General features: G+C 61.5%; 21 protein-coding genes and 2 tRNA genes. 9 read left to right on the forward strand and 14 right to left on the reverse strand.

The window, feature by feature from the left end; all coding sequences use genetic code 11:
- Window positions 1-72: 72 nt before the first annotated feature.
- From ACBG85_RS17340 to ACBG85_RS17365, 6 genes are all read right to left on the reverse strand, one after another.
- Window positions 73-990: a carbohydrate kinase gene (locus tag ACBG85_RS17340; RefSeq protein ID WP_042921922.1), complete on the reverse strand. Its 918-nt coding sequence runs from the start codon at window positions 988-990 to the stop codon at window positions 73-75.
- 95 nt (window positions 991-1,085) lie between these two features.
- A complete protein-coding gene (locus tag ACBG85_RS17345) occupies window positions 1,086-2,180 on the reverse strand; it encodes an ABC transporter ATP-binding protein (RefSeq protein WP_125051414.1) in 1,095 nt (364 codons plus the stop codon).
- A 27-nt stretch (window positions 2,181-2,207) separates the two neighbouring features.
- On the reverse strand, window positions 2,208-3,074 hold the full coding sequence (locus ACBG85_RS17350; RefSeq protein WP_165638834.1) for a carbohydrate ABC transporter permease: 867 nt from the start codon (window positions 3,072-3,074) through the stop codon (window positions 2,208-2,210).
- Entirely contained in the window at window positions 3,074-4,024 is a 951-nt protein-coding gene (locus ACBG85_RS17355; protein ID WP_372024147.1) for a carbohydrate ABC transporter permease, read from the reverse strand. The genes ACBG85_RS17350 and ACBG85_RS17355 overlap by 1 nt, the downstream gene beginning before the upstream one ends.
- Window positions 4,021-5,373: a sugar ABC transporter substrate-binding protein gene (locus tag ACBG85_RS17360; protein ID WP_003941577.1), complete on the reverse strand. Its 1,353-nt coding sequence runs from the start codon at window positions 5,371-5,373 to the stop codon at window positions 4,021-4,023. The genes ACBG85_RS17355 and ACBG85_RS17360 overlap by 4 nt, the downstream gene beginning before the upstream one ends.
- Window positions 5,374-5,436: 63 nt before the next feature.
- Entirely contained in the window at window positions 5,437-6,435 is a 999-nt protein-coding gene (locus ACBG85_RS17365) for a sugar-binding transcriptional regulator (RefSeq protein WP_165638836.1), read from the reverse strand.
- Window positions 6,436-6,574: 139 nt separating this feature from the next.
- Between ACBG85_RS17365 and ACBG85_RS17370 the strand changes: the two genes are divergently transcribed.
- Together ACBG85_RS17370 and ACBG85_RS17375 are read left to right on the forward strand one after the other, a co-directional pair.
- Window positions 6,575-7,585 (forward strand): NAD(P)-dependent alcohol dehydrogenase, encoded by a 1,011-nt coding sequence (locus tag ACBG85_RS17370; RefSeq protein ID WP_039973217.1) that lies wholly within the window; start codon window positions 6,575-6,577, stop codon window positions 7,583-7,585.
- A gap of 7 nt (window positions 7,586-7,592) precedes the next feature.
- Entirely contained in the window at window positions 7,593-9,065 is a 1,473-nt protein-coding gene (locus ACBG85_RS17375) for a mannitol dehydrogenase family protein (protein ID WP_338925169.1), read from the forward strand.
- Here ACBG85_RS17375 and ACBG85_RS17380 read toward each other — a convergent pair whose 3' ends face one another.
- Window positions 9,066-9,584: a DinB family protein gene (locus ACBG85_RS17380; protein ID WP_165638838.1), complete on the reverse strand. Its 519-nt coding sequence runs from the start codon at window positions 9,582-9,584 to the stop codon at window positions 9,066-9,068. It abuts the gene before it with no gap.
- Window positions 9,585-9,633: 49 nt separating this feature from the next.
- On the opposite strand from ACBG85_RS17380, the gene ACBG85_RS17385 reads away from it, so the two are divergent.
- Window positions 9,634-9,924, forward strand: a complete 291-nt coding sequence (locus ACBG85_RS17385; protein WP_165638839.1) for a hypothetical protein — start codon at window positions 9,634-9,636, stop codon at window positions 9,922-9,924.
- 370 nt (window positions 9,925-10,294) lie between these two features.
- On the opposite strand, the gene ACBG85_RS17390 is transcribed toward ACBG85_RS17385, so the two are convergent.
- Together ACBG85_RS17390 and ACBG85_RS17395 are read right to left on the reverse strand one after the other, a co-directional pair.
- Window positions 10,295-10,699, reverse strand: coding sequence for a hypothetical protein (locus ACBG85_RS17390; protein WP_372024150.1), 405 nt, complete (start codon window positions 10,697-10,699; stop codon window positions 10,295-10,297).
- 932 nt (window positions 10,700-11,631) lie between these two features.
- Window positions 11,632-11,705 (reverse strand) — tRNA-Ile (locus ACBG85_RS17395).
- Window positions 11,706-11,882: 177 nt separating this feature from the next.
- Here ACBG85_RS17395 and ACBG85_RS17400 point away from each other — a divergent pair.
- Both ACBG85_RS17400 and ACBG85_RS17405 read left to right on the forward strand, forming a co-directional pair.
- Complete coding sequence (locus ACBG85_RS17400) at window positions 11,883-12,080, forward strand: hypothetical protein (protein ID WP_223304512.1); 198 nt, start codon at window positions 11,883-11,885, stop codon at window positions 12,078-12,080.
- Between the two features lie 132 nt (window positions 12,081-12,212).
- Window positions 12,213-12,836 carry an HAD-IA family hydrolase gene (locus ACBG85_RS17405; RefSeq protein ID WP_223304513.1) on the forward strand — a complete coding sequence of 208 codons (624 nt, stop codon included), beginning with the start codon at window positions 12,213-12,215 and terminating at the stop codon, window positions 12,834-12,836.
- Between the two features lie 72 nt (window positions 12,837-12,908).
- On the opposite strand, the gene ACBG85_RS17410 is transcribed toward ACBG85_RS17405, so the two are convergent.
- A tRNA-Asn gene (locus ACBG85_RS17410) sits at window positions 12,909-12,981 on the reverse strand.
- 136 nt (window positions 12,982-13,117) lie between these two features.
- Between ACBG85_RS17410 and ACBG85_RS17415 the strand changes: the two genes are divergently transcribed.
- Entirely contained in the window at window positions 13,118-13,369 is a 252-nt protein-coding gene (locus tag ACBG85_RS17415; RefSeq protein WP_003941570.1) for a hypothetical protein, read from the forward strand.
- Window position 13,370: 1 nt separating this feature from the next.
- On the opposite strand, the gene dnaG is transcribed toward ACBG85_RS17415, so the two are convergent.
- On the reverse strand, window positions 13,371-15,290 hold the full coding sequence (gene dnaG / locus ACBG85_RS17420; protein ID WP_030536590.1) for a DNA primase: 1,920 nt from the start codon (window positions 15,288-15,290) through the stop codon (window positions 13,371-13,373).
- Between the two features lie 84 nt (window positions 15,291-15,374).
- On the opposite strand from dnaG, the gene ACBG85_RS17425 reads away from it, so the two are divergent.
- Window positions 15,375-16,913 (forward strand): serine/threonine-protein kinase, encoded by a 1,539-nt coding sequence (locus ACBG85_RS17425; protein WP_372024153.1) that lies wholly within the window; start codon window positions 15,375-15,377, stop codon window positions 16,911-16,913.
- A 13-nt stretch (window positions 16,914-16,926) separates the two neighbouring features.
- On the opposite strand, the gene ACBG85_RS17430 is transcribed toward ACBG85_RS17425, so the two are convergent.
- Window positions 16,927-18,225 (reverse strand): deoxyguanosinetriphosphate triphosphohydrolase, encoded by a 1,299-nt coding sequence (locus ACBG85_RS17430; RefSeq protein WP_003941643.1) that lies wholly within the window; start codon window positions 18,223-18,225, stop codon window positions 16,927-16,929.
- Window positions 18,226-18,230: 5 nt separating this feature from the next.
- Window positions 18,231-18,809, reverse strand: a complete 579-nt coding sequence (locus ACBG85_RS17435; RefSeq protein ID WP_128638009.1) for a YdcF family protein — start codon at window positions 18,807-18,809, stop codon at window positions 18,231-18,233.
- 180 nt (window positions 18,810-18,989) lie between these two features.
- Between ACBG85_RS17435 and ACBG85_RS17440 the strand changes: the two genes are divergently transcribed.
- Together ACBG85_RS17440 and ACBG85_RS17445 are read left to right on the forward strand one after the other, a co-directional pair.
- Window positions 18,990-21,056 carry a TPM domain-containing protein gene (locus ACBG85_RS17440; protein ID WP_165638841.1) on the forward strand — a complete coding sequence of 689 codons (2,067 nt, stop codon included), beginning with the start codon at window positions 18,990-18,992 and terminating at the stop codon, window positions 21,054-21,056.
- 99 nt (window positions 21,057-21,155) lie between these two features.
- Window positions 21,156-21,893: a polyprenol monophosphomannose synthase gene (locus ACBG85_RS17445; RefSeq protein ID WP_003944487.1), complete on the forward strand. Its 738-nt coding sequence runs from the start codon at window positions 21,156-21,158 to the stop codon at window positions 21,891-21,893.
- On the opposite strand, the gene ACBG85_RS17450 is transcribed toward ACBG85_RS17445, so the two are convergent.
- Complete coding sequence (locus tag ACBG85_RS17450) at window positions 21,868-22,674, reverse strand: helix-turn-helix domain-containing protein (protein WP_054827649.1); 807 nt, start codon at window positions 22,672-22,674, stop codon at window positions 21,868-21,870. The two genes, ACBG85_RS17445 and ACBG85_RS17450, sit on opposite strands and share 26 nt — an antisense overlap.
- Window positions 22,675-22,762: the final 88 nt, after the last annotated feature.

Here is a 22,762-nt window from a genome sequence, read left to right on the forward strand (position 1 = left end):
ACCCCGTCGCACATCGTGCACAGGTAGACAGTTCGACGTACTGCGCTCGCAGTAGGGCGGTGGTCCCCAGTGCTAGACGGGCAGGCCCAACTCCCTTGACCACGGCGGATCCGCCCCGGGACGTGACACGGTGACGGCTGCCGCGCGTGCGGCAAAGGTCAACGCGGCCGACCAATCTGCCTCGGTGAACGCACGCACAACAGCGACGTCGAGTGCGTCGTGACGATCAAGGTAGGCCAACAGGGCTCCGTGAACGGTATCGCCCGCACCGATCGTGTCCGCGACGTCGACCGCGGGCGCCGGCACCGAAACATCGAGTTCCTCGGTGATCAAACGCAACCCGTCACCACCACGGGTGAGCAGGACGGCGCCGACGCCTTCGTGGAGCCACTCGGCGCCGTCGACCGAACCCAACCACTTCGCGTCGTCGTCGCTCACTTTGAGAATATCGATGGCGGGCAACCACGAACGAAACCGTCGTCGATACGCGTCCGGGTCGGAGATCACCGCCGGACGAATGTTGGGGTCCACCATGGTGAGTCGACCGCGGGCGTGTGCTTCGTGCAGCAAAGCTTCGTAGGCAGAGGCCCCGGGCTCGAGCACCAGCGACAGCGTTCCGAACGAGAATGCCCGGGCAGAGGGAAGTTTCGGCAGCGCGAACTGTCGATCCGCCGTTCCCTCGAGGTAGAAGGAATACCGCGCACCTCCGTCCGCTGCAAGGTTCACGACGGCCAGAGTTGTCGGCTCGGGCCCACGTTCGACCCCAGTTGTGTCGACATTGGACGCGGCCAGCGAGTCGATCATCCGATCTCCGAAGGCGTCGGTGGACAAGCGAGAGACGAATCCCACGTCGGATCCGAGTCGGCCCAATGCAACCGCAACGTTGAACGGTCCACCGCCCAACTTGGGCGAGAAGTTCTCCCCCACCGGAACCAGATCAACCAGTCCCTCACCACACACCACGACGGATCGTTCGCGTGTATCACTCATCGGTAGACCCTAACCTTCTCACCAGTCGAAGATGGATGTGACCTGCTCGGCACGAACGAGTTCGGGTGCCGAGCAGGTCACGAATGCGATGGGATTCAGCTACCCACACGCTCGCCCGTAGCCGGGTCGAAGAGGTGAACGAGGCCGTCCACCCGCTCGAAGCCCAGCGTCTGGCCGTACTGCAGCTTCGATCGCCCGCCGGTGCGTGCGACGAGCGAAATCGGATCGGATTCCGTGCCAGGTACGTGCGCGTAGATGTACGACTCGTTGCCCAGTTCCTCCACCAGGTCGATCTGAGCTGCGATTCCGTCTCCAGCCGCAACCACCTGGAATTGCTCGGGTCGAATTCCTACTGTGACCGAGTCCAGACCGGCCGCGGCGATTGCCGCCATCTGCTCGCGGTCCAGCGGAACCTCGACGTCACCGAAACGCACCCCACCCGAACTGACCGGCGCCGTTACCAAGTTCATACCTGGAGATCCGATGAAACCGGCAACAAACGCATTGGCCGGCCGATCGTAAAGTTCGGTCGGAGAGGCGAATTGTTGCAACTTGCCGCCCTTGAGCACTGCCACTCGATCACCCATCGTCATCGCTTCCACCTGATCGTGCGTGACGTAGACGGTGGTGGTTCCGAGACGACGCTGCAACGCCGCGATCTGCGTGCGGGTCTGGACGCGTAGCTTTGCGTCGAGGTTGGAGAGCGGCTCGTCCATGCAGAACACTTGCGGTTCACGAACGATTGCACGGCCCATGGCAACTCGCTGCCGTTGACCACCGGAAAGCTTGGCCGGCTTGCGGTCGAGGTATTCCGTCAGGTCAAGCAGTTTGGCCGCTTCGGCCACTTTCTTCTTACGCTCCTCGACGGGCACACCGCGCATCTTCAACGCGAACCCCATATTTTCCCCGACGGTTTTGTTGGGGTACAGCGCGTAATTCTGGAAGACCATTGCGATGTCGCGATCCTTGGACGGGACATCGGTCATGTCCTTGCCGTTGATGGTGATCGCGCCGGAATCGATGTCCTCGAGCCCTGCCAACATGCGCAGGGCCGTGGACTTTCCGGAACCTGACGGACCGACGAGCACGATGAACTCCCCGTCGTTGATGTCGAGATCGAGTGAATCGACAGCGAGGGTCCCGGCACCTTCGTAGATGCAAGACGCTTTCTGGTACGAGATTTCAGCCATGACGAACTCCTGAGAGGGTGAGGAGAATTATTTGATTGCACCGAAGGACAGGCCGCGCACCAGTTTGTTCTGGGCGAACCAACCGGCCAGGATGACGGGCAATGCCGCCATGGTCGCTGCCGCGGAGAGCCGAGCCCAGTACAGTCCCTCGCCGGTGATGAACCCGACCAGGAAGACCGGAATCGTCTGCGCTTGAACAGCTGTTAGGTTGACTGCGAAGAAGAATTCGTTCCACGAGAAGATCACGCAGATCAGCGCAGTCGCAGCAATTCCGGGCGAGATCAGCGGGAGGATCACCTCGCGAACCGAGGTCCACAAACTCGCGCCGTCCATGCTGGCAGCTTCGAGAAGTTCGCCGGGGACTTCGAGAAAGAACGAACGCATCATCCACACTGCGATCGGCAGATTCATCGATGTGTACAAGATGACCAGCGCCCAGATGTTGTCGAGCAACCCGATGTCGTTGACGATCACGTACAGCGGCACGATTGCAGCGACGACTGGGAGCATCTTGGTACTGATGAAAAAGAACAGAACGTCCTGAGTCTTGACTACCGGGCGAAGCGACAATGCAAACGCAGCCGGAACACCCAGTAGCAGAACAAGAATCGTCGACATGGCCGTCGCAAATGCGGAGTTTGCCAGCGTCGTGCCGAGACCGGAGTCGAGGACGGCACGGAACTGTTCGAGGGTGGGAGTGAAGAACAGCTTCGGCGGATCCGTGTAGGCGTCTGCCTCGGTCTTGAACGCGGTGAGGACCATCCAGAAGACCGGGAAGAAAAATCCGAGAGCGGCGATCCACGCCACAACCGACCACGGACTGAACTTGCTGCTCTTCTTTTTCTTGACGACGGGCTTGTCGGCCGTCGCGCTTGTCGTCTCTACGGCAGTCATCACGCCGCCTCCTCGTTGCCGGTGAAGCTCTTGAAGATCAATCGGAGCGCAAGTGTCGACACGATGATCGTCGCGATCACTGTCACGACACCCATCGCCGCAGCTTGACCTACGTCGAAGCCGAGGAACGCGCGCTGGTAGATGTAGAACGGCAGGTTCGAACTGGCCACGCCTGGCCCGCCCGACGTCATCATGTACACCGCGTCAAAGGTGTTCACGAGGTAGATCGCACCCAGAACTGCACCGAGTTCGATGAAACGGCGCAGGTGCGGCAGTGTCAGTTCGCGGAACATCGCAAACGGCTTGGCTCCGTCCACCCGTGCGGCTTCGAGGATGTCTCGGGGCATGGACTGCAAGCCGGCCAGAATGAGCAGCATCATGAAAGGCGTCCACTGCCAGATCAGATTGATCATGACGGCGGCGAGCGGAAACTTGCTGACCCAGTCGACCTGGCCGACACCGAAAGGCTGGAGGACGAAGTTCACGATACCGAACACCGGGTCGAACATTGTTGTCTTCCAGAGCAATGCGCCAGCGACGGGGGTGATGAGAAACGGCGTGATCAGCAGTGTCCGCACGATCCCGCGACCGAGGAAGGCTCTGTCGAGTAGCAGTGCCAACGCGAGTCCGAGGATCACCGAAACGATGACCGTCCCCACGATCATGATGACCGTGTTGACCGCGACTTCCCGAAACTGACTGTCCTTGAAAACCTCGATGTAGTTGTCGAACCCGTTGAAGTGCCGCGATCCCGGCCGGACAAGGTTCCACGACTGCGTCGAGTAGTAGAGGGTGAACAGAAACGGAATCTGGGTGACGACGATCGAAAAGATCAACGCCGGCAACAGGGGACCTCTACGACGCCAACCCTCGGCGCGGGAGATCTTCTTTTCGACACGGACCGGTGGCGTGTCGTCCACCGTAGTTCTGGGCTCGGCAACCGTAGTCATCGGTTCTCCTGATAGGTCTTGCCGACCACCTCGGCATACTGCTGGGATTGTTCGAGTGCTTCTTTCACGCTCTTCTGACCCGCGATGGCCGCACTGATCTGCTGGCTGACGCGAGTGCCCAGGTCCTGAAACTCAGGGATGGTTAGGAACTGGACGCCGGTGTACGGAACCGGTTGCACTGTAGGGTTTTTCGGATCTGCATTGTTGATCGATTCGAGGGTGATCGGACCGAATGCCTGTGCGGCCTCTTGATATTCCGGAATCTCGTAGGTCGATAGGCGACTTCCCGGAGGAACTCTCGACCAGCCGAGTTCGGTTCCGACCTTCTGGATGTAGTCCTTGTTCGTCATCCAGGAAATGAACTTCCAGGCATCATCTTTGTTCTTTGCCGACTCCGGGATTCCGAGCGCCCACGTGTAGAGCCAACCAGGATCGGACTTCTCGACCTTCGGGGCCTTCGCATATCCGATGTTGCCGACTACCTTCGACGACGCAGGGTCCTCGAGAACCGACACAGCCGACGTCGCGTCGTACCACATCGCCGTGTTGCCTTGCGCGAATTGTGTTGCACATTCACCGAATCCGCTTGTGGCAGGACCCGGCTGACCGTGCTCCTTGACCGTGTCCACGTAGAACTGAACCGCATCCTCGACCTGCGGACTGGTCAGCTGCGCATTCCAATTCTCGTCGTACCAGCGTCCACCGAAGGTGTTGATCACTGTGTTCAGCGGTGCGAGTACCTCACCCCAGCCAGGCTTTCCGCGCAAGCAGATTCCCGCCATCTTGGCATCCGGGTTGTCGAACTGCGCTGCCCAACCTGCGACTTCTTGCCACGTCGGGTCTTCGGGAACTGTTATCCCCGCCTGATCGAACAGATCCTTGCGGTACATCAGGAACGACGACTCCCCGTAGAACGGAACCGCGTACATACTGTCCTCGTATGACAGAGAAGTCTTGATCGACGGTACGAAGTCGTCCTCGTCGTAACCGGGCGTCTTGTCTGCATACTCGGACAGGTTCGTGAGCCAACCGTTGGCGGCCCACTGAGGTGTCTCGTAGTTGCTGATCATCACGACGTCGAACTCACCGCCGCCGGTTGCCGTCGACGCCGTGATCTTGGCGCGCGCCTGGTTCTCGGAAAGGCTGACGAATTTGAGGTCGATGCCAGGGTTCTCGGCTTCGAAAGCCGGCGCCAGTTTGATGGCGTCCTGCATCTGCGAGTTCGACACCATCGCGATGGTGACTGTTCGTTCGCCGGAACCACCGAGCGCACCAGCGCCCGCACATCCCGACACCAGGAGGCAGAGCGCCGCCGCGGCAGCGCCCCACACTCGTCTTCCTGTTTTCACGGATTACCTTCCTTCACACTTGCGTGTCAGTCGCGCGCTCGGACCGCGAAACTCGTGAGATCGCTAGCCTTCGAGCAGCCACTGGGCGCACTCGACGTCGGTGACGAGTACGTTTGCCAAACCTCCGCGCAATGCGCCCAGAACGGCCTGGCGTTTGTGTGTTCCCCCCGAAATCAGAATCGTCTGATCGCAGGATTTCACTGCGTCGAGCGATACTGAGACCGTTCGCTCAGGCAGTGGCCCCTCCACTGGATTGCCGTCGATCGTGTAGAAACGGCCGCCGATTTCACCGACAGCGCCTCGACTTTCCAACTCGTCCAGCATGGTCGAGTCGACGAAGCTACCGGCAAACAAGGTCGTGGCAGTCGAGACGGCACCAACTCCGAAAACCATGATGTCGGAATCAGTTCCGGCTTGCAGCGCCTTCGAGATCACCGAGTCGTTTCGCATCGACTCCACAGTCGCCGGGTCGGCATACAGCGGAGCGTTGAGACGAATAGGATTGGCCTGCAACTGTTGTGCACATCGGCCGATGGTGAAGTCGACACCGGTTTGGTAGTCGGTCACCGTCATGGAGCCGTCAAGTTGTACCACAGCCGAGCACTTCGCCGCCTTGTCTGGCAAAGATCCTGCTACCGCAACGGTTTCCGGACCCCAGGTAAACCCGAGAACGCTCGACGGCTGCAGACGACGAACCAGAACTTCCGCTGCTCGTCGGCCGAGCGCGTCGAAGTCCGGATCGTCCGAGTCCGAATTTGCTTCGGGCACAATCAAAACTTCGGCCAACCCGAAGTGCTTCTCCAGTTTCGATTCCAACTCCGTGTTCACCGAACCTTCGAGCTCCGGCGGTACCAAAATCTCGACCCTGACCAAACCTTGCGTCCGCGCCCTGGCCAACAGTCGCCCGGCTGTCGGCCGCGAGACGCCCAACTTCGCTGCAATCTCCGCCTGAGTGGCACCTTCGAGGTGATACATGGTCGCTGCCCGCAAGGCGAGCCGCACATCCTCGGAAGCGGGCAACTTCGACGTCTTGAGTCCTGTGGGCTGAGCCGACTGGTTCACACGGTCTCCTTGTGCATCAGGTTCAAAGTTTCTCGATCGTGAGCAAATGCTCACTAGATGTTCTTATGCTCATTAAGCTAACATCTACGTTGTGACCCACACAACAGTTTCCGGAGAATCCGTCGATCTACCTGCGACAATTCGGGCAAATGTCCTCGTTGAGACCGGAAAGATGCAGATGGTCGAGAGACCACGACCCTCCCCGAAGGCGGGTGAAGTCCTCGTTCGCATCCATGCCGTGGGCGTGTGCGGGTCGGACGCGCACTACTTTCACGAAGGTCGCATCGGCCCTTACGTAGTGAACTCACCGCTCGTTCTCGGACACGAAGCATCGGGACGCATCGCCGCGGTCGGTGACGGCGTCGACCCAAGACGCATCGGGCAGCGTGTCTCCATCGAGCCTCAGAAGCCCGATCCGACAAGTCCCGAATCCAAGGCAGGCAGATACAACCTCTGCCCTCATATGGAGTTCTTCGCGACGCCGCCGATCGACGGTGCGCTGACCGACTACGTCACGATCGGTGCCGACTTCGCCCATCCCATCGCAGATTCCGTGTCCTACGAGGCAGCTGCGCTGTTCGAGCCACTCTCCGTAGGGATCGCCTCAGCCCAGAAGGCGGGGATCACTGCCGGCTCTCGGGTGTTGATCGCCGGCGCCGGCCCGGTAGGAATCGTGACGACGCAGGTGGCCAAGGCATTCGGCGCGACGGAAGTCATCGTCTCGGACATCGACGCGGCCCGACGTGATGTGGCCCTGAAATTCGGCGCAACAACCGTCGTTGATCCACGTGAGGGCGACGTACGCTCGCTGGCCGTCGACGCATTCATCGACGCCTCGGGTGCCACGGCCGCGGTGATCGACGGGATTCACGCAGTTCGGCCCGCTGGGACCGTCGTTCTGGTCGGAATGGGTGCCGACGAGATACCGTTGCCGGTCCCGATCATTCAGAATCGCGAACTGATGCTGACCGGAGTGTTCCGGTACGCCAACACGTGGCCGATCGCCGCCGCATTGGTCGCTGCCGGGCGCGTCGATCTGGACTCGATGGTCACAGCACGCTTTTCACTCGAACAGTCGCAAGAGGCCCTGGTGGCCGATCGCATTCCCGGCAGCATCAAAGCCGTAGTCATTGTCGCCGAAGGAGACTAGTACTTTCATGGAACTCAATACGAAGACCCTGCTCGACTTCGATGCTGCACTCGAAGTGCCGACCTACGACCGGAGCAAAGTTACTACCGGCATAGTGCATTTCGGTGTCGGAGGCTTTCACCGTGCACACCAGGCCATGTACATCGATGCTCTCCTGCGACGCGGTGAGGGCTTCGACTGGGGAATCTGCGGAGTGGGAGTGATGCCGTCGGACAAGCGAATGAAAGACGCACTCCGCGCGCAGGACGGCCTCTACACGCTGGCGCTCAAGCATTCCGACGGAACCCTCGAGGCCCGGGTCATCGGGTCGATCGTCGAGTACCTGTTCGCTCCAGAGGATCCGGAGGCGGTGATCGAAAAGATGGCATCCGAATCGACGAAAATCGTATCTCTCACCATCACCGAGGGCGGATACAACATCTCGCACACTACGGGCGAGTTCGACGCGTCCCATCCCGATGTGATGCACGATCTCGAGCCGGGAACACTCCCCCGCACCACCTTCGGTCTGATTTGTGCGGCACTCGCACTCCGTCGCGACCGGGGCCTCACCCCGTTCACGGTCATGAGTTGCGACAACATCGAAGGCAACGGATCGGTCGCCAGGACGGCTGTCGGAGCGTTCGCCGCTCTGAAGGATCCCGAACTTGCGGAGTGGATCGACGAGAACGGCGCCTTCCCCAACTCCATGGTCGACCGGATCACACCCGTCACGACAGCCGAGGTGACCACCGAGATCGCCGAGACGTTTGGCGTGGACGATCAGTGGCCGGTCGCAGCTGAGCCGTTCACCGCGTGGTTCCTCGAGGACGAGTTCACCTCAGGCAGGCCACCTCTGGAGAATGCCGGCGTCAATCTCGTGCCGGATGTTCGCCCGTACGAACTGATGAAACTGCGCCTTCTCAATGCCAGCCATCAAGGCATCGCGTACTTCGGCTACCTTGCCGGATACCGCCTGGTCCACGAGGCATGCCAGGACGAACTCTTGTCAGGGTTCCTGCTCGACTACATGAATCTGGAAGCGACGCCGACCCTTGATCCGGTACCCGGCGTCGACCTCGATCAGTACAAGAAGACCCTCATCGAACGATTCTCGAACCCCCAGATCCGCGACACGATTGCACGTCTGTGTGCCGAGTCGTCCGATCGAATTCCCAAGTGGCTGTTGCCCGTCATCCGGAACCAACTCGACACCGGTGGGTCGATCAACCTGTCCACCGCAATTGTCGCTAGCTGGGCCCGCTACGCCGAGGGCACAGACGAGAACGGAGATCCCATCACCGTCGTCGATCAGCTGTCGGACGCTCTGGTGCCGCTCGCCCAGAAACAGTCGAGCGACCCGTTGGCCTTCATCGGGTACCGCCAAGTGTTCGGCGATCTCGTGGACGATCGCCGATTTGTCGCTAGCTTCCGAAAGACCCTCGACTCATTGCACTCCGTCGGAGCCAGAAGAACCCTCGAGGAGGTGCGCGGGCTCTGACTACACCGAGACGTCGTGCAGGTGATGGATCGGATCGTGAATGAAGTAGGCCGCCAACGATTCGACGGTGAACGCCGATCCGTCACTGCGGAGACCCCGTCGTTGGCGGCTACCCTCTGGCACGGTTTCGAAGGCATTCGCGACTTCGGCCGCGGCGTCGGACAATTCCGATGCCACCGTTGCCGGATCTTGGTCGTTGTACCGCTCGGCCTCAGCTGTTGCGTCTTGATCCCAGTTCTCGAATAGCGGATCGTCGAATTCGAGCATCTGTTCCAACCGCACCTTGAAGATCCGGAACACGTCGCGTACGTGGGCGGAATACTCCAGCGCTGACCATGTTTCGCTGTCCGGTCGCTCCGTCACATTCTCGCCCTCCAGTACCTCGGCCCACGAGACGGCATTGCTACGCACAAGATCTGGAACATCCGCGAACGCAACAGCGGACGAATCAAACCCGCACTCGCCGCATGGGCGTTCGAGGACCCAGGTCCAGTTCTTTGTATCCGGGGTGATCGGCATGCATCGAGAATAGTCCGCGGGAGCGGAGTCGGTCTGCTTCGATTGGCCGATGAAGCGCATCATGGTCGGTATTGCGATTCCATTCGTGCTGATGCTTACTTCGTGTGGCGGGGACGGGGGCGACGCCGAACCACACGAACTCGCCTTCACATGCGACGACGCACGTGCGTACCTCGAAGTTTTCGGGACGGTCGAGGCGGCGTTGGCCCGGCTACAGAGCCCTGGATGGAACGATGTCCCTGAACTCGCGGGTTCCGCCAGCGCCTGGGCAGCGTTCACACCACAACAGCAGACTGCGATAGTCAATTCACTTCATGCGGCTTCCCGAGGTGAATGTTGATCCGTATTTCGGTGCCGGTATCCGGCATCTGACTCCGTCGACAAGATTTGCCGGTCGATACTCGGACCGGCCGAAGAACTGGACATACTCCGACCGATTCCACGTCGCCGATCGATCGAGTCCGCGATGACATGAGCGGGCCGCACGACGACTGGAGAGGATTCGACGCTGAGGCGCGTGAGCGCACCAAGAAGCCTTCGAAGCAGCGGAATCGGGATCGAGCGACCGAGCAACGCCGGAGGCCTGATTCGCCGGTCGCACAACAGAATTACAAACGACGACGTAACTACGTCATTCCGATCGTGACAAAATACTCGTTCGTCGGCGACGGACCGATCACTTCGATTTCCTCGACGGGTCTCGTCGCCCCTCACGTGAAGGGCGTCGAGTCGACATGTACCCCTTCCGAACGCAGTAGATGCTCGGCCGCACCAATCAACAGGGAAAGGGATTCGTACGAGAGTCCCTCGATCGCATGGATCAGCCTGTCAGGCGCCGGAATCGACCGGTCGCCCGGCGAACCCTCGGATCTCCGTACAGAAAGGACGGTCGAGAGTTCTCGTTGATTCACCACCTGACCTGCGCTGTTCGCTCGCTCAAACATGGCATTCAGCCGCTGGACCAGTTCCTCACCTTCAGCTGATCGAAGAGTGTTGCCGAACAGCCTGTTTCCATGATCGGCTTCGACACCAGGCCCGATCGAGTTCTTGATTGTCACAGTATGTTCTCCGTTACGTTGGTCTGTCAGGTTGATCAGGGGTGCGACCCGGCGCAATTCGCAGAGCCTTTATCCGTGCCGCCCAACGGCGTCGCGTCCATCGACAGCAGACGAATCTCCCCCGGCGCCCATCGGCTTCCGATAGCGAGACCTTGAAGTTGCTGTTCACTTGCAGTTCGTCGTTACACTTTAACAATATTTGTAACGCATCGACAAGTGTTTTGTTCCGATTGCCCGGTTTTGCACCCGATCGAGGCAACTACTGAGCTCTCGCGGGCTGCGGATTCTGCAATTCACGAAGCTCGGCAAAATGGATCCGACGCAGACAAGGACGGCGAGACAGCCCTCGTTGGCTCTCATTTCCAGTGATCGAGCACGAAGTCCTCAATGGTGATGACCCAAGTCCGACAGCGCTTTTCAGACAGGGAAAGGGCCCCGCAGTTGCGGGGCCCACTATCGTTGCCGTTCCTTGCGTAGAGTCGTTTCCGACAGTCGGCTGCCGGTCAGCGCGTCAACATTTGGGTGCAGCCGAGCCGCGGGGGGGACGGCTCGACTGCCTTGTACCTACACCGGTAGGCACGTCTAAAGCGTGACACTTCTGTACGTCGAGCACATACGCTGAAATACCCGGATAGGTACCTACTTTTCCTTCACGTCCGGCACGTCGCTCGCTCGGTTGCGCCCAATTGCACTGCGCTCCCGATACTTGTCGAGGATTGGGTATCCGGATCCGAGACTTTCACCTCGTCCGAGATCGACGATCGCGGTACGACATTTACTTGTGTAGCCACGAAGGATCAACTCAGCCGTACCCGCATGCGCGTTGCGTGCGATTCAATACCAACTACGTGTGGGCAACTGCACCAACTACCTGTGGGCAACTGCCCTGTTGATTGCACTCTGCGCACTTGTCGCCGTTGCGATCGTCGGCAGCATGACTTTCGACAAACGTCATTGGGTCTGACCTGCGGGCTCACGGCAACTGAACGTGGGGCGGGCGGGGCTCGAACCCGCGACCAATGGATTATGAGTCCACGGCTCTAACCGACTGAGCTACCGCCCCATCCGGATGCGATGCATCGCGGCGAATCCGAATGTTACCGGCACATCCGACGCGGATCACAATCGGGCAGGCGGTGACGCGTTGCACTCTTTCGAGTCGAGTCTTCCAAGGTTGGTCGGCACAGGCGCGATGAGCCGATACCGTGGGAGTGCACACCCCACGGAACAGGATCACCACATGAAGCTTGCACTGACCGAATTCAAGAACTCGAAGGCCACGATCCGGATCATCATGTCCGACGGCGCGAAGCTGAACGGCACCGTCACCGATTTCACCGAAGACACTCTCGTTCTCAATTCTCCGAATGGTGTCTACTACATCAACCCCAGCCACATCGTCCGACTGTTCGAGCCTTCGGATCGCGCAGCGAAGTAAGCGCACCGGCCGAACAGTTCGACGGTTCCGCCGAAAGCCCGACGCAGAGTATTGCGTCGGGCTTTTCGTATCTCCGTCGCCATCGTCTTCGCTTCGCGTTCACTGATGCTGATGCCGCCTATCCTCTGCGACATGGCGAACGACAGCGGACCACCTGAACTCGTGTTGTTCGACTTGGGTGGCGTGCTGTGTCGATTCGAGCCTGACCGTCGCGCCGCAGAACTGGCCGCGGCCATCGGCGTCACGGAAGACGAGATTCATGCCCTCGTGTTCGCGTCCGGGTTCGACCAGGAATGCGATCTCGGCATTCACTCCGAAACCGCGATCCTGGAACGCTTTCGACGACTCGGGTTTCCTGGTGACCGCGACGAGCTACGCCGAGCCTGGGCCAAGGCCTTCATCCCGGACCGCGCGGTCATCGATCTCGCAATCGCGCTTCGAAGCGAGGGGGTCGTGGTCGCCACACTCTCCGACAACGGACCTGTTCTCTTGGCCGCCATCGAGAGTGTCGTAACTCCATCGGCAATCGACGAGCATGTTTTCTCCTGCATGCTCGGAGCTACCAAACCCGAACCTGCGGCCTTCCTGGCTGCGCTGGAGTTGCTCGATGCGCGTCCACAGCAGACCTTCTTCGTCGACGACAACCCGGTGAACGTCCTCAGCGCTCGACGGCTGGGAATTCGCGGCGAACAAGCAAACAAGGCGGCAGACGTTGAATCGGCACTTCGATCGGTGGGTCTGCTGCGAGCGCACTAGGTCAGACAAAAACAAGGTCAGACCACAACAAGAAAGCCCCCCACCCGATTTCTCAGGTGAGGGGCTTCGCTGCTCCCCCGGCTGGACTCGAACCAGCAACCGTCCGATTAACAGTCGGAAGCTCTGCCAATTGAGCTACAGGGGATTGTCTTGCTCGCTTCGCCCGTTCCGGCGTTGCCTGAGAAACTGTAGCGAATCCTTCACCGAAGTACCAAATCGCCTGCCCAGCGAGTCATCAGGCAGGATGGAGTCAGGACGATCGGTGCTGGAGGGAAGCAGGAATGATGCGTTTGTTGATCGGTGTTGCAGCTGGGTACGTCCTGGGAACCAAAGCGGGCCGCGCACGATACGAGCAGATCAGCCGGGCCGCGAAGGCGGTGGCCACCAGTCCGGCCACCAAGAAGGTGTTGGACGCGTCACGGCAGAAGCTGGCCGACTCACTGAGTACTCAGCCCAAGCTCGAGCCGATGAAGCCGATCAACGAGGAGACTACGATTCTGGTCCCCCACGACCAGTTGAAGAAAAACCGTTAGGTCAGACGCTTTGGTCGCCGACAGCCTGCTCACGCAGCTGTCGGCGATACTGCTCCAGCGCCACGAGGTCGCCGAACAGTGAGTTGTACTCCTCGGGGGCTGCAGCAGGTGAAACGCGCTGAAGCTTGGATTTGAGGTCGGCAACCTGCTCGCCCACCCACGCTTCCTGCAGTCGTGCGAGCACTCCGTTGATGTAGCGCGGAACCGTGTCTTCGTCACACGGCATCGGTTCGACGGCCAGCTCAGATACAACCGAGGCCACCGTCATGTCTTCGACGCCCTTGGTGACGACTTCGATCCACTCGGCGCCGCCGAGTCCCTTGCTCGTTCCACCGGCGTCAGCCATTGCCTGTCTGATGACAACGTAGGCGGGGTGGGTGAACGTCTCGGGCGGCAACGAGTCGAAGACACTGCCGGCGATGCCAGGGTGCTGCAATGCGGCCTTGAGGACAGCTCGCTGCGTCGAGAGCGCGGGATCGTTGGGCCGGGGCCTGGAGATTCCGATCGGCAGCGCAAGCGCATCGGCAGCAGGTTGGTCGACAACCTGACGACGCTTGGGCGCCGGTGACGATCCACGCGTCGACGCCCGTTTGCGAGCTTCGTCACGCACGCGTCGTCGAACCGACGGAAGATCGTCCCAACCGACCCATCCGCACAACAGATTCGCGTAGCTGTCGCGCAGAGTTGATTCCTTGATCTGCGCAACGACGGGCACGGTACGACGCAGTGCCTCGACGCGACCTTCAGCGGTCTCCAGATCGTGTTCGGTGAGGATGGACTTCACCACGAACTCGAACATCGGAGTGCGCCGTGCCACGAGGTCGCGAACGGCGGCGTCACCAGACTTCAGTCGCAGATCGCACGGGTCCATTCCGTCGGGCGCGACGGCGACGAACGTCTGCCCGGCCATCTTTTGATCACCCTCGAACGCCTTCATCGCAGCGGCCTGCCCCGCGGCATCACCGTCGAAGGTGTAGATGATCTCACCGCGAAAGTAGCTGTCGTCCATCAGGAGTCGGCGGAGCATCGCAAGGTGCTCCTCACCGAAGGCGGTCCCGCACGAAGCGACGGCGGTCTTGACGCCGGCCAAATGCATCGCCATGACGTCGGTGTAACCCTCGACGACTACCGCCTGGTGCCCCTTGGCGATGTCGCGCTTGGCGAGGTCCAAGCCGAACAAGACCTGAGACTTCTTGTAGAGAATCGTTTCCGGCGTGTTGACGTACTTACCCGGCATGGTGTCGTCGTCGAAGAGCTTGCGGGCACCGAAGCCGATGACGTCACCGGCGACGCTGCGGATCGGCCACAGAAGTCGGCGATGGAACCGGTCGATCGGACCTCGCCGGCCTTCTTTGGACAGCCCGGCTGCTTCTAGTTCTTTGAACTCGAAACCTTTGGACATCAAGTGTTTTGTGAGAGTGTCCCAACCTTCTGGCGCGTATCCACACCCGAACTGCAGGGCCGCTGCACCGTCGAAGTTTCTCTCGGTGAGGTAGTCGCGAGCCGCCTGGGCATCGGGTTCGCGCAGACGAGCGGCGTAGAACTCCTGAGCCGCCGCGTTTGCTGCGATCAAGCGTGCACGGGTGCCGCGATCGCGCTGAACGGACGGTCCGCCGCCCTCGTACGAAATCGTGTAGCTGAGTCGATCCGCCAACTGCTCGACGGCCTCGACGAAGCTGATGTGATCCATCTTCTGCAGGAACGAGTACACGTCACCACCCTCACCGCAGCCGAAGCAGTGGTAGAGGCCGTGGTTGGGTCGCACGTGGAACGACGGCGACTTCTCGTCGTGAAAGGGACACAGACCTTTGATCGAATCGCCACCGGCACGCTTGAGTGAAACGTATTCACCGACGATGTCCTCGATGCGAGTGCGTTCGCGAATGGCCGCGATGTCTCTGTCAGAAATTCGGCCCGCCACGTACATCAGTCTAGGCGGTCCCCCGGCACCTCCTGACAACGATATGTTGATGGCCGACTCTGCACCGCAGCGATGGGACCGACGATGACTGAAAACGCCTCGAGCGCGCACGAAGGGCGATCAGGAACCCGATTCGGCGTGTACGAGTTGCGTAGCCTCCTCGGCCGAGGCGGAATGGGTGAAGTGTACGAGGCGTACGACACCTCGAAGGATCGCCTGGTCGCACTCAAGTTGCTCCATCGAGAGCTTGCGGCCGACCCGTCATTCCAAGCTCGTTTCCGCCGAGAATCTCGCGCCACCGCCGCCCTGAACGAACCGCACGTGATCCCGGTGCATGACTGGGGCGAAATCGACGGAGTCCTCTTCATCGACATGCGTTTGGTCGAAGGCCACACATTGCGAGCCGAGTTGACCGAATTCGGCCGACTCACGCCTGTACGAGCCGTCGACATCGTCTCGCAAATCGCGTCGGCGTTGGACGCCGCCCATGCCCGCGGGCTCATCCATCGTGACGTCAAACCAGACAACATCATTCTCACGAACAACGGCTTCGCCTACCTCGTCGACTTCGGAATCGCATACTCACAGACGGACACGAAGATCACCACCGAGGGAAGCGCAGTCGGTTCGTATGCATACATGGCGCCGGAGCGGTTCGGAATCGAAACGCCGACGGCCGCAGCGGATGTCTATTCCCTGGCTTGTGTCCTCTACCAATCACTCACCGGAACAACACCTTTCAACACCACAAGCATCGAGCATCTGGTCAATTCGCACCTGAACGCTCCGCCGCCACGCCCCACACTGGCGGTTCCGTCGCTCCCGCAAGGCCTTGACGCCACCGTGGCTCGCGGCATGGCAAAGGATCCCGCACACCGCTATCCGACTACGGGAGCGCTCGCACTCCAAGCGCGGCAGGCCCTCTCGACGACCCACACCCCCGGTGCCGCCGGCGGATTGCAACCCACGATCGTCGGGCAGCCCACCTACACCACGGCGAATCCCGCTCACGGGAACTACACGCACATCGTGACAAAGACCAAGCGAAACCGAGCACCGATCGCGATCGGTGCGGCTGGAGTTGCACTCGTTCTGGCCGCAGGAGGCACGGCGGCCTGGGTGACGCTGGGGAATTCGGGCCCCGAATCACCAACCGCTGTAGCAGCTTCCACCGCCACGTCGGCACCGGCACCCATTCAGGATCCGGTCAGAACGCCGAAGCTCGAGCCGCTACCCACCGCCGGACAGCAGGCAACCACCACCACGCGGGCGCCGAACCCCGCCACGAAGAACGGCGACCTCGGGGTGAGCAAGCCGATCACCGTCCCCTCATGCAAAGGAACCGGAATCGTGGTGTTGGCCAATGCCACCGATCCGGCAACGTACGCCAGCGAGATCCAGAACTACCTCGACGCGTTCCCCGGCTCGAAATACCTACGCACAGACCAGTCCTGCCCGTCACTGCGTCAAGTCTCCGATTCGGGGACGGCGATCTACACGGTGTATCGCGAATCCGGGAACACCGAGTCGAAGATCTGCAAGGACGTTCGCGCAGCAGGTGGCGACGCTTACGGCAAGTGGCTCGATACCACTACCGACCCGTCGACGCGGATGACTTGCTGAGGGCGTAAGTGGCTCAGCCCCAGCTGGCCTGCGCGCCCAGGCTCGCTTTGTCCACCCGTTCGAGCCGACTCTCCGTGTACGACGCGATCTGATCCACCACCACCCGGACCCGAGCACCGTCGTCTGCGGCGCGTTCCCACGCGGGCAGCAGGATCGGATCGAGCCCGGCCGGCGCAGTTGCCAGCAGCCATTCCGCGACGCGATGAACACGATCACGCTGCCGATCCTGACGCGCTTTGTGTCCGGCGTCGGACATCACGTAGTACAGCGCCACGGTCTTGAGCAATGCCACCTCGGATGCGACGGCCTCGGGTATGTCGAGGTCGGCTTGATAGCGCGAGAGGGGTCGGTCACCGTGTGTCAGCCGGGTGCTGGCGATCGCCGCGGTGGCGAAGCGTCCCACCAATTCACTCGTCAGATTCTTCAACGCGACGGAACTTCCGAGTGTTCCGTCGAAACTTCCGACCCCGCGTACGACGGGGAGTTCGGACAGCCGTTGGGCGGCTTCGATCAGATCGTCGACTACCAATCCGCGAAACTCGGAGGCCCCCAGTTCTGCCAGTGCGCGCTGCTCGGACGGATCGGCAAGCGAGCGAAGGTCGATGCGGCCTGCGATCACCCCGTCCTCCACGTCGTGCACGGAATAGGCGATGTCATCGGCCCAGTCCATGACCTGAGCTTCCAGGCATTGCCGACGCTCGGGCGCTCCCTCGCGAACCCAGGCGAGCACCTCTGCGTCGTCGTCGTATGCCCCGAACTTCGCGCCGGGCTCAGGGCGGGTCCAGGGATACTTGATGGCTGCGTCGAGTGACGCCCTGGTGAGATTGAGGCCTGCGCTCAGACCGTCGGGGCGCAGGATCTTGGGTTCGAGGCTGGTCAAGATCCGCAGATTCTGCGCATTGCCCTCGAAACCTCCGCAGTCCTTGGCGACTTCGTCGAGGGCCTTCTCGCCGTTGTGACCGTACGGTGGGTGCCCGATGTCGTGCGCGAGACCGGCGAGGTCCACCAGGTCCGGATCGCAACCGAGTCCGTCGGCAATCCCTCGCCCGATCTGTGCGACCTCCATCGAGTGTGTCAACCGCGTACGAGGCGTGTCACCGTCGCGCGGGCCGACAACCTGGGTCTTGTCGGCCAGCCGCCGCAAAGCCGCGGAGTGTTGGACGCGGGCCCGATCTCGCGAGAAGTCCGAACGATGCTGCGCCGCTGCGATCTGCGAACCCGGCAACCCCGCTCGCTTCGGCGCCTCGACGACACGACGTTCGAGGTCGTGTTCGGAGTAGGTGCCGCCTCCGTAGGTGGTGTGAGCTGTCATGGTCTCTATTGCCCTGCCGTGTAGGGGAAGTCTGCCGAGAAGTGCGTGAGCTGATACCAGAGCAGCGCGCCGGTTTCGCGAGCGATTCCGTGTAACTGGGATTCGCGGGTGAACACAGCCGGGCCTTGACGAGTAGGTGCGGTCCACGCTTGAAGGCCCGTGTCGCGGGCCATCGTCCGCGTTCGCAAGGAGTGCCACGGATCACTGACCAGGACGGCGGAATTGATTCCCTGCGAAGACATCTCGGCACTGACTGCGTCGATGCTGAGCAGTGTGTCCGAACCGGTCTCCACCGCGGTGATCGCACTCGAAGGAATTCCGCGATCGGTCAGATACATCTTTCCCGACGCCGCTTCGGTGTACTCGTCGCCTTCCTGTTTACCGCCGACAGTGATGATCTGCGGAGCCACTCCGCGCTTGTACAGCTTGTACGCCTGCTCGAGTCGGGCCTCGAAGACGGACGACGGAGTGCCGGAATACTGAGCCGCGCCCAGAACGACTATCGCGTCGGCCGGCCGCGTGTCGTCGATGCGCGCCACCTGCCACACCCGGAACGCAGTACCCCCGACCAGAACCACGGCCATCAACACCGCACCGGCGATCAGACGGCGCGTCCAGCGAGCCAATCCTGCCCCGAAGCCGCCCGCCCGCGAGGGTGATGGGTCGTGGGGGCGGTTACCGAAAGCAGGTTTCACTCCCGCAATTCTGCCAGTTCGCAGCGATCACCTCCGATGCCGACGCGCCACAACGGATAGATTTGCGTCATGGCCCTCGCACCACACTTCGCGCAGTTGTCCTCGGTAGAGCAGAGTCGGACAACCACCCGACCCGTTCGGCGTCGGGGAAGCGCCGCCGCCGTCGCTGCGATTTTCGCTTTGCTGGCGCTCGTCTTCAGTCCTGCGCTCGCCTCGGCGGACGCCCCGATGGTGTTGCCGAATCACATCACCGACACCTCCGGGGTCCTCGATTCCGGGCAACGCAGCGATATACAAGCCGCGATCGATCAACTCGGCGAGGACCACCAGATCGATCTGTGGGTCGCGTTCGTCCCCGATTTCAACAACCTGGGTGGCCAGGCGTGGGCACAGCAGACAGCCACGAAGTCGACGCTGAGCACGAAGTCCGTCCTGCTTGCAGTTGCCACGGCGGAGCGTGCTTACTTCCTCGATGTGCCCGCTGAGCTGAGCAACATCACGGATTCCGACATCGAATCGATCAATACCGACGCGGTGGAACCGGCTCTCGCCGAGGATGATTGGACCGGCGCGGCAATTGCCGCAGCCGGCGCACTCGGCGACGCGAACAACACGAGCGGCGGAATGGGAGTCGGAACACTCCTCATCGCGGGCGGCGCTGTGGTGGTCGGGACGGGCGGTGTGGTCCTGTACTCACGCAAGCGCAAGAACGACAAGAACAAGGCAAGCGTCGAAGCCGCGAAGAACATCTCCCCCGACGACATCGCCAGCCTCAACGCACTCCCGCTGCCGACGCTCGACGAACGCGCGAAGGAGATCCTCGTCGAGACGGACAACGCGATCGCCGGCAGCCAGGAGGAGCTCGATCTGGCCCGCAGCGAGTTCGGAGATTCCGCCGTCGCACCCTTCTCGGCAGCATTCGACAAGGCCAAGGCCACCCTCGCCGAAGCCTTCGCGATCAGGCAGCGACTCGACGACGCCATCCCGGAAACTCCCGATCAACGCCGACAGATGCTGATCGACATCATTTCCTCGTGCGGTCGAGCCGACCAAGAACTCGAAGCTCGCGTCGAGGAGTTCGACGGGCTTCGCGACCTTCTCATCAACGCCCCCGCACGTCTCGATGCGTTGACGCAGAGTGTTGTTTCTCTCAGCGTGCGCTTGCCCGAATCCGAGGCGATTCTGACCAAATTGAAGGATCAATTCCCCGCGCCGACGCTGGCATCTGTCGTGAACAACGTCACGATGGCCAGTGAACGCCTGACGCTCGCCGAGAAGTCGATCGAGGAAGGCCGCGATGCCACCGCGCTGCCGGCCGGTAAGCAAGGCGCTGCCGTCACTGCGATTCGCACGGCCGAAGCCGCCCTCGATCAGGCACGCAAGCTACTCGACGGCGTCGATCACGCCGCCGACGACATCCGAAACGCCATCGCGACACTTCCGTCCGCGATGGACGACGTCCAACAGGGCATCACCGCTGCGGACGCTTACCTGGCGCAAGGCGGGCAGAAGTTGGCGGACGCGAAGGCCGCAGCCCAGGCAGCGTTGGCGAATGCTCAGACGTCGAAGGACAGCGATCCGCTGACAGCCTTCAACCAGATCGTCGCAGCCGACGCCCAACTCGACGCGCTTCTTGCCGACGCTCAGGAGCAGAAGCAGCAGCTCGAACGTGCACAGCAGCGCCTCGCCCAGGACATTCTGGCCGCACAGGCTCAGGTGACCGCTGCAGGCGACTTCCTCGGAACCAGGCGCGGCGCGATCGGGGCGGAGGCGCGCACTCGCTACGCCGAGGCTCAGCGGCACCTGCAGGCGGCCCAGCAATTGCAGGCCTCGGATCCGTCGAAGGCACTGCAACACGCCCAGGCCGCGACCACCTTGGCGACGCACTCACTTCGCGCCGCGCAGAACGACGTCAACACCTGGGAAGCAAACCAACGACCCCGCGGTGGCGGCGGCGATGCGACGGGAGCGATCCTCGGCGGCATCCTGATCAACAGCATTCTGCGAGGTGGCGGCGGGCCCCGCTCGTACGGCGGACCGAGCAGCAGCGGACGCTCCGGTCGCGGTGGCGGCGGCGGTGGTTTCGGCGGCGGGGGCGGCGGCCGAACCAGTCGAGGCGGCGGCGGCCGGTTCTGACGGATCCCGTCGAGGTAGTAAAATCCCTACTTTGTTCACGACCGCACTCGTCGTACGCTTCATCCGGCAAGTCGGGATCACAGATCATACGAAGGTGTTATGGAAAGCGTCGCCCCGCAGATAACCGTCGTTGTACCTACATACAACGAGCGTGAGAACCTGCCAAAGCTCGTCGATCGCCTCGCCGCGTTGAAGATCCCGAACCTGCACGTCCTCGTGGTGGATGACAACTCCCCCGACGGCACGGGTGAGGTTGCGGACAAGTTGGGTATCGACGGTCCCATCCCGGTCGGAGTGCTTCACCGCACGGTCAAGGACGGACTCGGCCGTGCTTACGTCGCGGGCATGAGCCGGGCTCTGGCAGAGAACGCAGACATCGTCATTCAGATGGACGCAGATCTCTCGCACCCGTCCGAAGCGATCCCCGCCATGATCGAGATCCTCACCACTACCGATGCGGCAGTCGTTCTCGGCTCCCGCTACGTCGAAGGCGGCGCAGTCGCCGGCGACTGGCCGTGGCACCGCAAGGCCTTGTCCGCCTGGGCGAACTTCTACGTCAACGCTATTCTGCGACTGCACGTCAAGGATGCGACCGCCGGCTTCAAGGCGTGGCATGCAAAGACCTTGCGCGACATCGACGTCGAATCGGTGCAGAGCAACGGCTACGCGTTCCAGGTCGAGATGAACTACCGAGTTGTTCAGCGCGGCATGAAGATCGCCGAAACGCCCATCCGCTTCGAGGAGCGCACCGAAGGCGTCTCCAAGATGAGTCTCTCGGTTCAGTTGGAGTCTGCTCTGGTGCCGTGGAAGCTCAAGTTCGGCAAGAAGTCCCTGTGACCTCGGCGGCCGATCGAAAGTAGTCGGCCGTCTGCGTGTCCGACGGGTAGAACGATTCGATCGCAATCTCTGCGAGCGTGACGTCGCGCGGCGTACCGAACACGGTGGTGGTGCTGAACATCGCCAGTTCGGTATCGCCGACGCGTACACGCAACGGAACCAGCAGGGAATTCGCGCGGTCGTCGTGCCAGTCTCCGCCGCTCGGATAGGCGCGCAGCTCGTCGAGCAACGACGACAGCTGCGCATCCGCACTGACCTCCACTTCCCGAGCCAGCCTTGTGAGCAGGTGGGCCCGCCACTGCGCGAGGTTCACGATCCGCGGCGCCATGCCCTCGGGATGCAAGCTCAGACGCAATACGTTCACCGGTGGTTCCAGGAGGAAATCAGCGGCGCCCGCGGTCAAGATTCCCACGGCCTGGTTCCCGGCGACCATCTCCCACTGCTGATCGACCACCACGGCCGGATACGGGTCATGCGCGTCGATGATGCGATCGATGGCCTCACTCACCGCTGACATCGGCGCTTCTGCCAACGACTTCTGCGAGTACTCCGGCGCGTGGCCACTTGCCAGCAGAAGCGTGTTCTGTTGTCGTAGAGGAACATCCAGACATTCGGACAGGTGAAGAATCATGTCCCGGCTCGGCTTGGAGCGGCCGGTTTCGATGAAGCTCAGATGCCTGGTCGACACTCCTGCCGCCGCCGAGAGTCCCAACTGAGTGAGCCTTCGCCGCTCCCGCCACCGCTTGAGTTCGGAGCCCACGTCCATCGTCTCGAAGGTCATTCTTTCAAGTTAGCGACCCGAGGTAGCCGAGGCCATGACCTCAGAGGTAATCGACCCGAAGCAGTTTCGGAGGAACAGTGGTCTCAGC

It is taken from the genome of Rhodococcus sp. NyZ502, assembly GCF_041464245.1.
Taxonomy (GTDB): domain Bacteria; phylum Actinomycetota; class Actinomycetes; order Mycobacteriales; family Mycobacteriaceae; genus Rhodococcus_F; species Rhodococcus_F qingshengii.

Coding starts and splice junctions, on each gene's coding strand:
- ACBG85_RS17340 (WP_042921922.1), bottom strand. CDS start 990: ATGAGTGATACACGCGAACGATCCGTCGTGGTGTGTGGTGAGGGACTG.
- ACBG85_RS17345 (WP_125051414.1), bottom strand. CDS start 2,180: ATGGCTGAAATCTCGTACCAGAAAGCGTCTTGCATCTACGAAGGTGCC.
- ACBG85_RS17350 (WP_165638834.1), bottom strand. CDS start 3,074: ATGACTGCCGTAGAGACGACAAGCGCGACGGCCGACAAGCCCGTCGTC.
- ACBG85_RS17355 (WP_372024147.1), bottom strand. CDS start 4,024: ATGACTACGGTTGCCGAGCCCAGAACTACGGTGGACGACACGCCACCG.
- ACBG85_RS17375 (WP_338925169.1), top strand. CDS start 7,593: ATGGAACTCAATACGAAGACCCTGCTCGACTTCGATGCTGCACTCGAA.
- ACBG85_RS17380 (WP_165638838.1), bottom strand. CDS start 9,584: ATGCCGATCACCCCGGATACAAAGAACTGGACCTGGGTCCTCGAACGC.
- ACBG85_RS17385 (WP_165638839.1), top strand. CDS start 9,634: ATGAAGCGCATCATGGTCGGTATTGCGATTCCATTCGTGCTGATGCTT.
- ACBG85_RS17400 (WP_223304512.1), top strand. CDS start 11,883: ATGAAGCTTGCACTGACCGAATTCAAGAACTCGAAGGCCACGATCCGG.
- ACBG85_RS17405 (WP_223304513.1), top strand. CDS start 12,213: ATGGCGAACGACAGCGGACCACCTGAACTCGTGTTGTTCGACTTGGGT.
- ACBG85_RS17415 (WP_003941570.1), top strand. CDS start 13,118: ATGATGCGTTTGTTGATCGGTGTTGCAGCTGGGTACGTCCTGGGAACC.
- ACBG85_RS17425 (WP_372024153.1), top strand. CDS start 15,375: ATGACTGAAAACGCCTCGAGCGCGCACGAAGGGCGATCAGGAACCCGA.
- ACBG85_RS17430 (WP_003941643.1), bottom strand. CDS start 18,225: ATGACAGCTCACACCACCTACGGAGGCGGCACCTACTCCGAACACGAC.
- ACBG85_RS17435 (WP_128638009.1), bottom strand. CDS start 18,809: ATGGCCGTGGTTCTGGTCGGGGGTACTGCGTTCCGGGTGTGGCAGGTG.
- ACBG85_RS17440 (WP_165638841.1), top strand. CDS start 18,990: ATGGCCCTCGCACCACACTTCGCGCAGTTGTCCTCGGTAGAGCAGAGT.
- ACBG85_RS17445 (WP_003944487.1), top strand. CDS start 21,156: ATGGAAAGCGTCGCCCCGCAGATAACCGTCGTTGTACCTACATACAAC.
- ACBG85_RS17450 (WP_054827649.1), bottom strand. CDS start 22,674: ATGACCTTCGAGACGATGGACGTGGGCTCCGAACTCAAGCGGTGGCGG.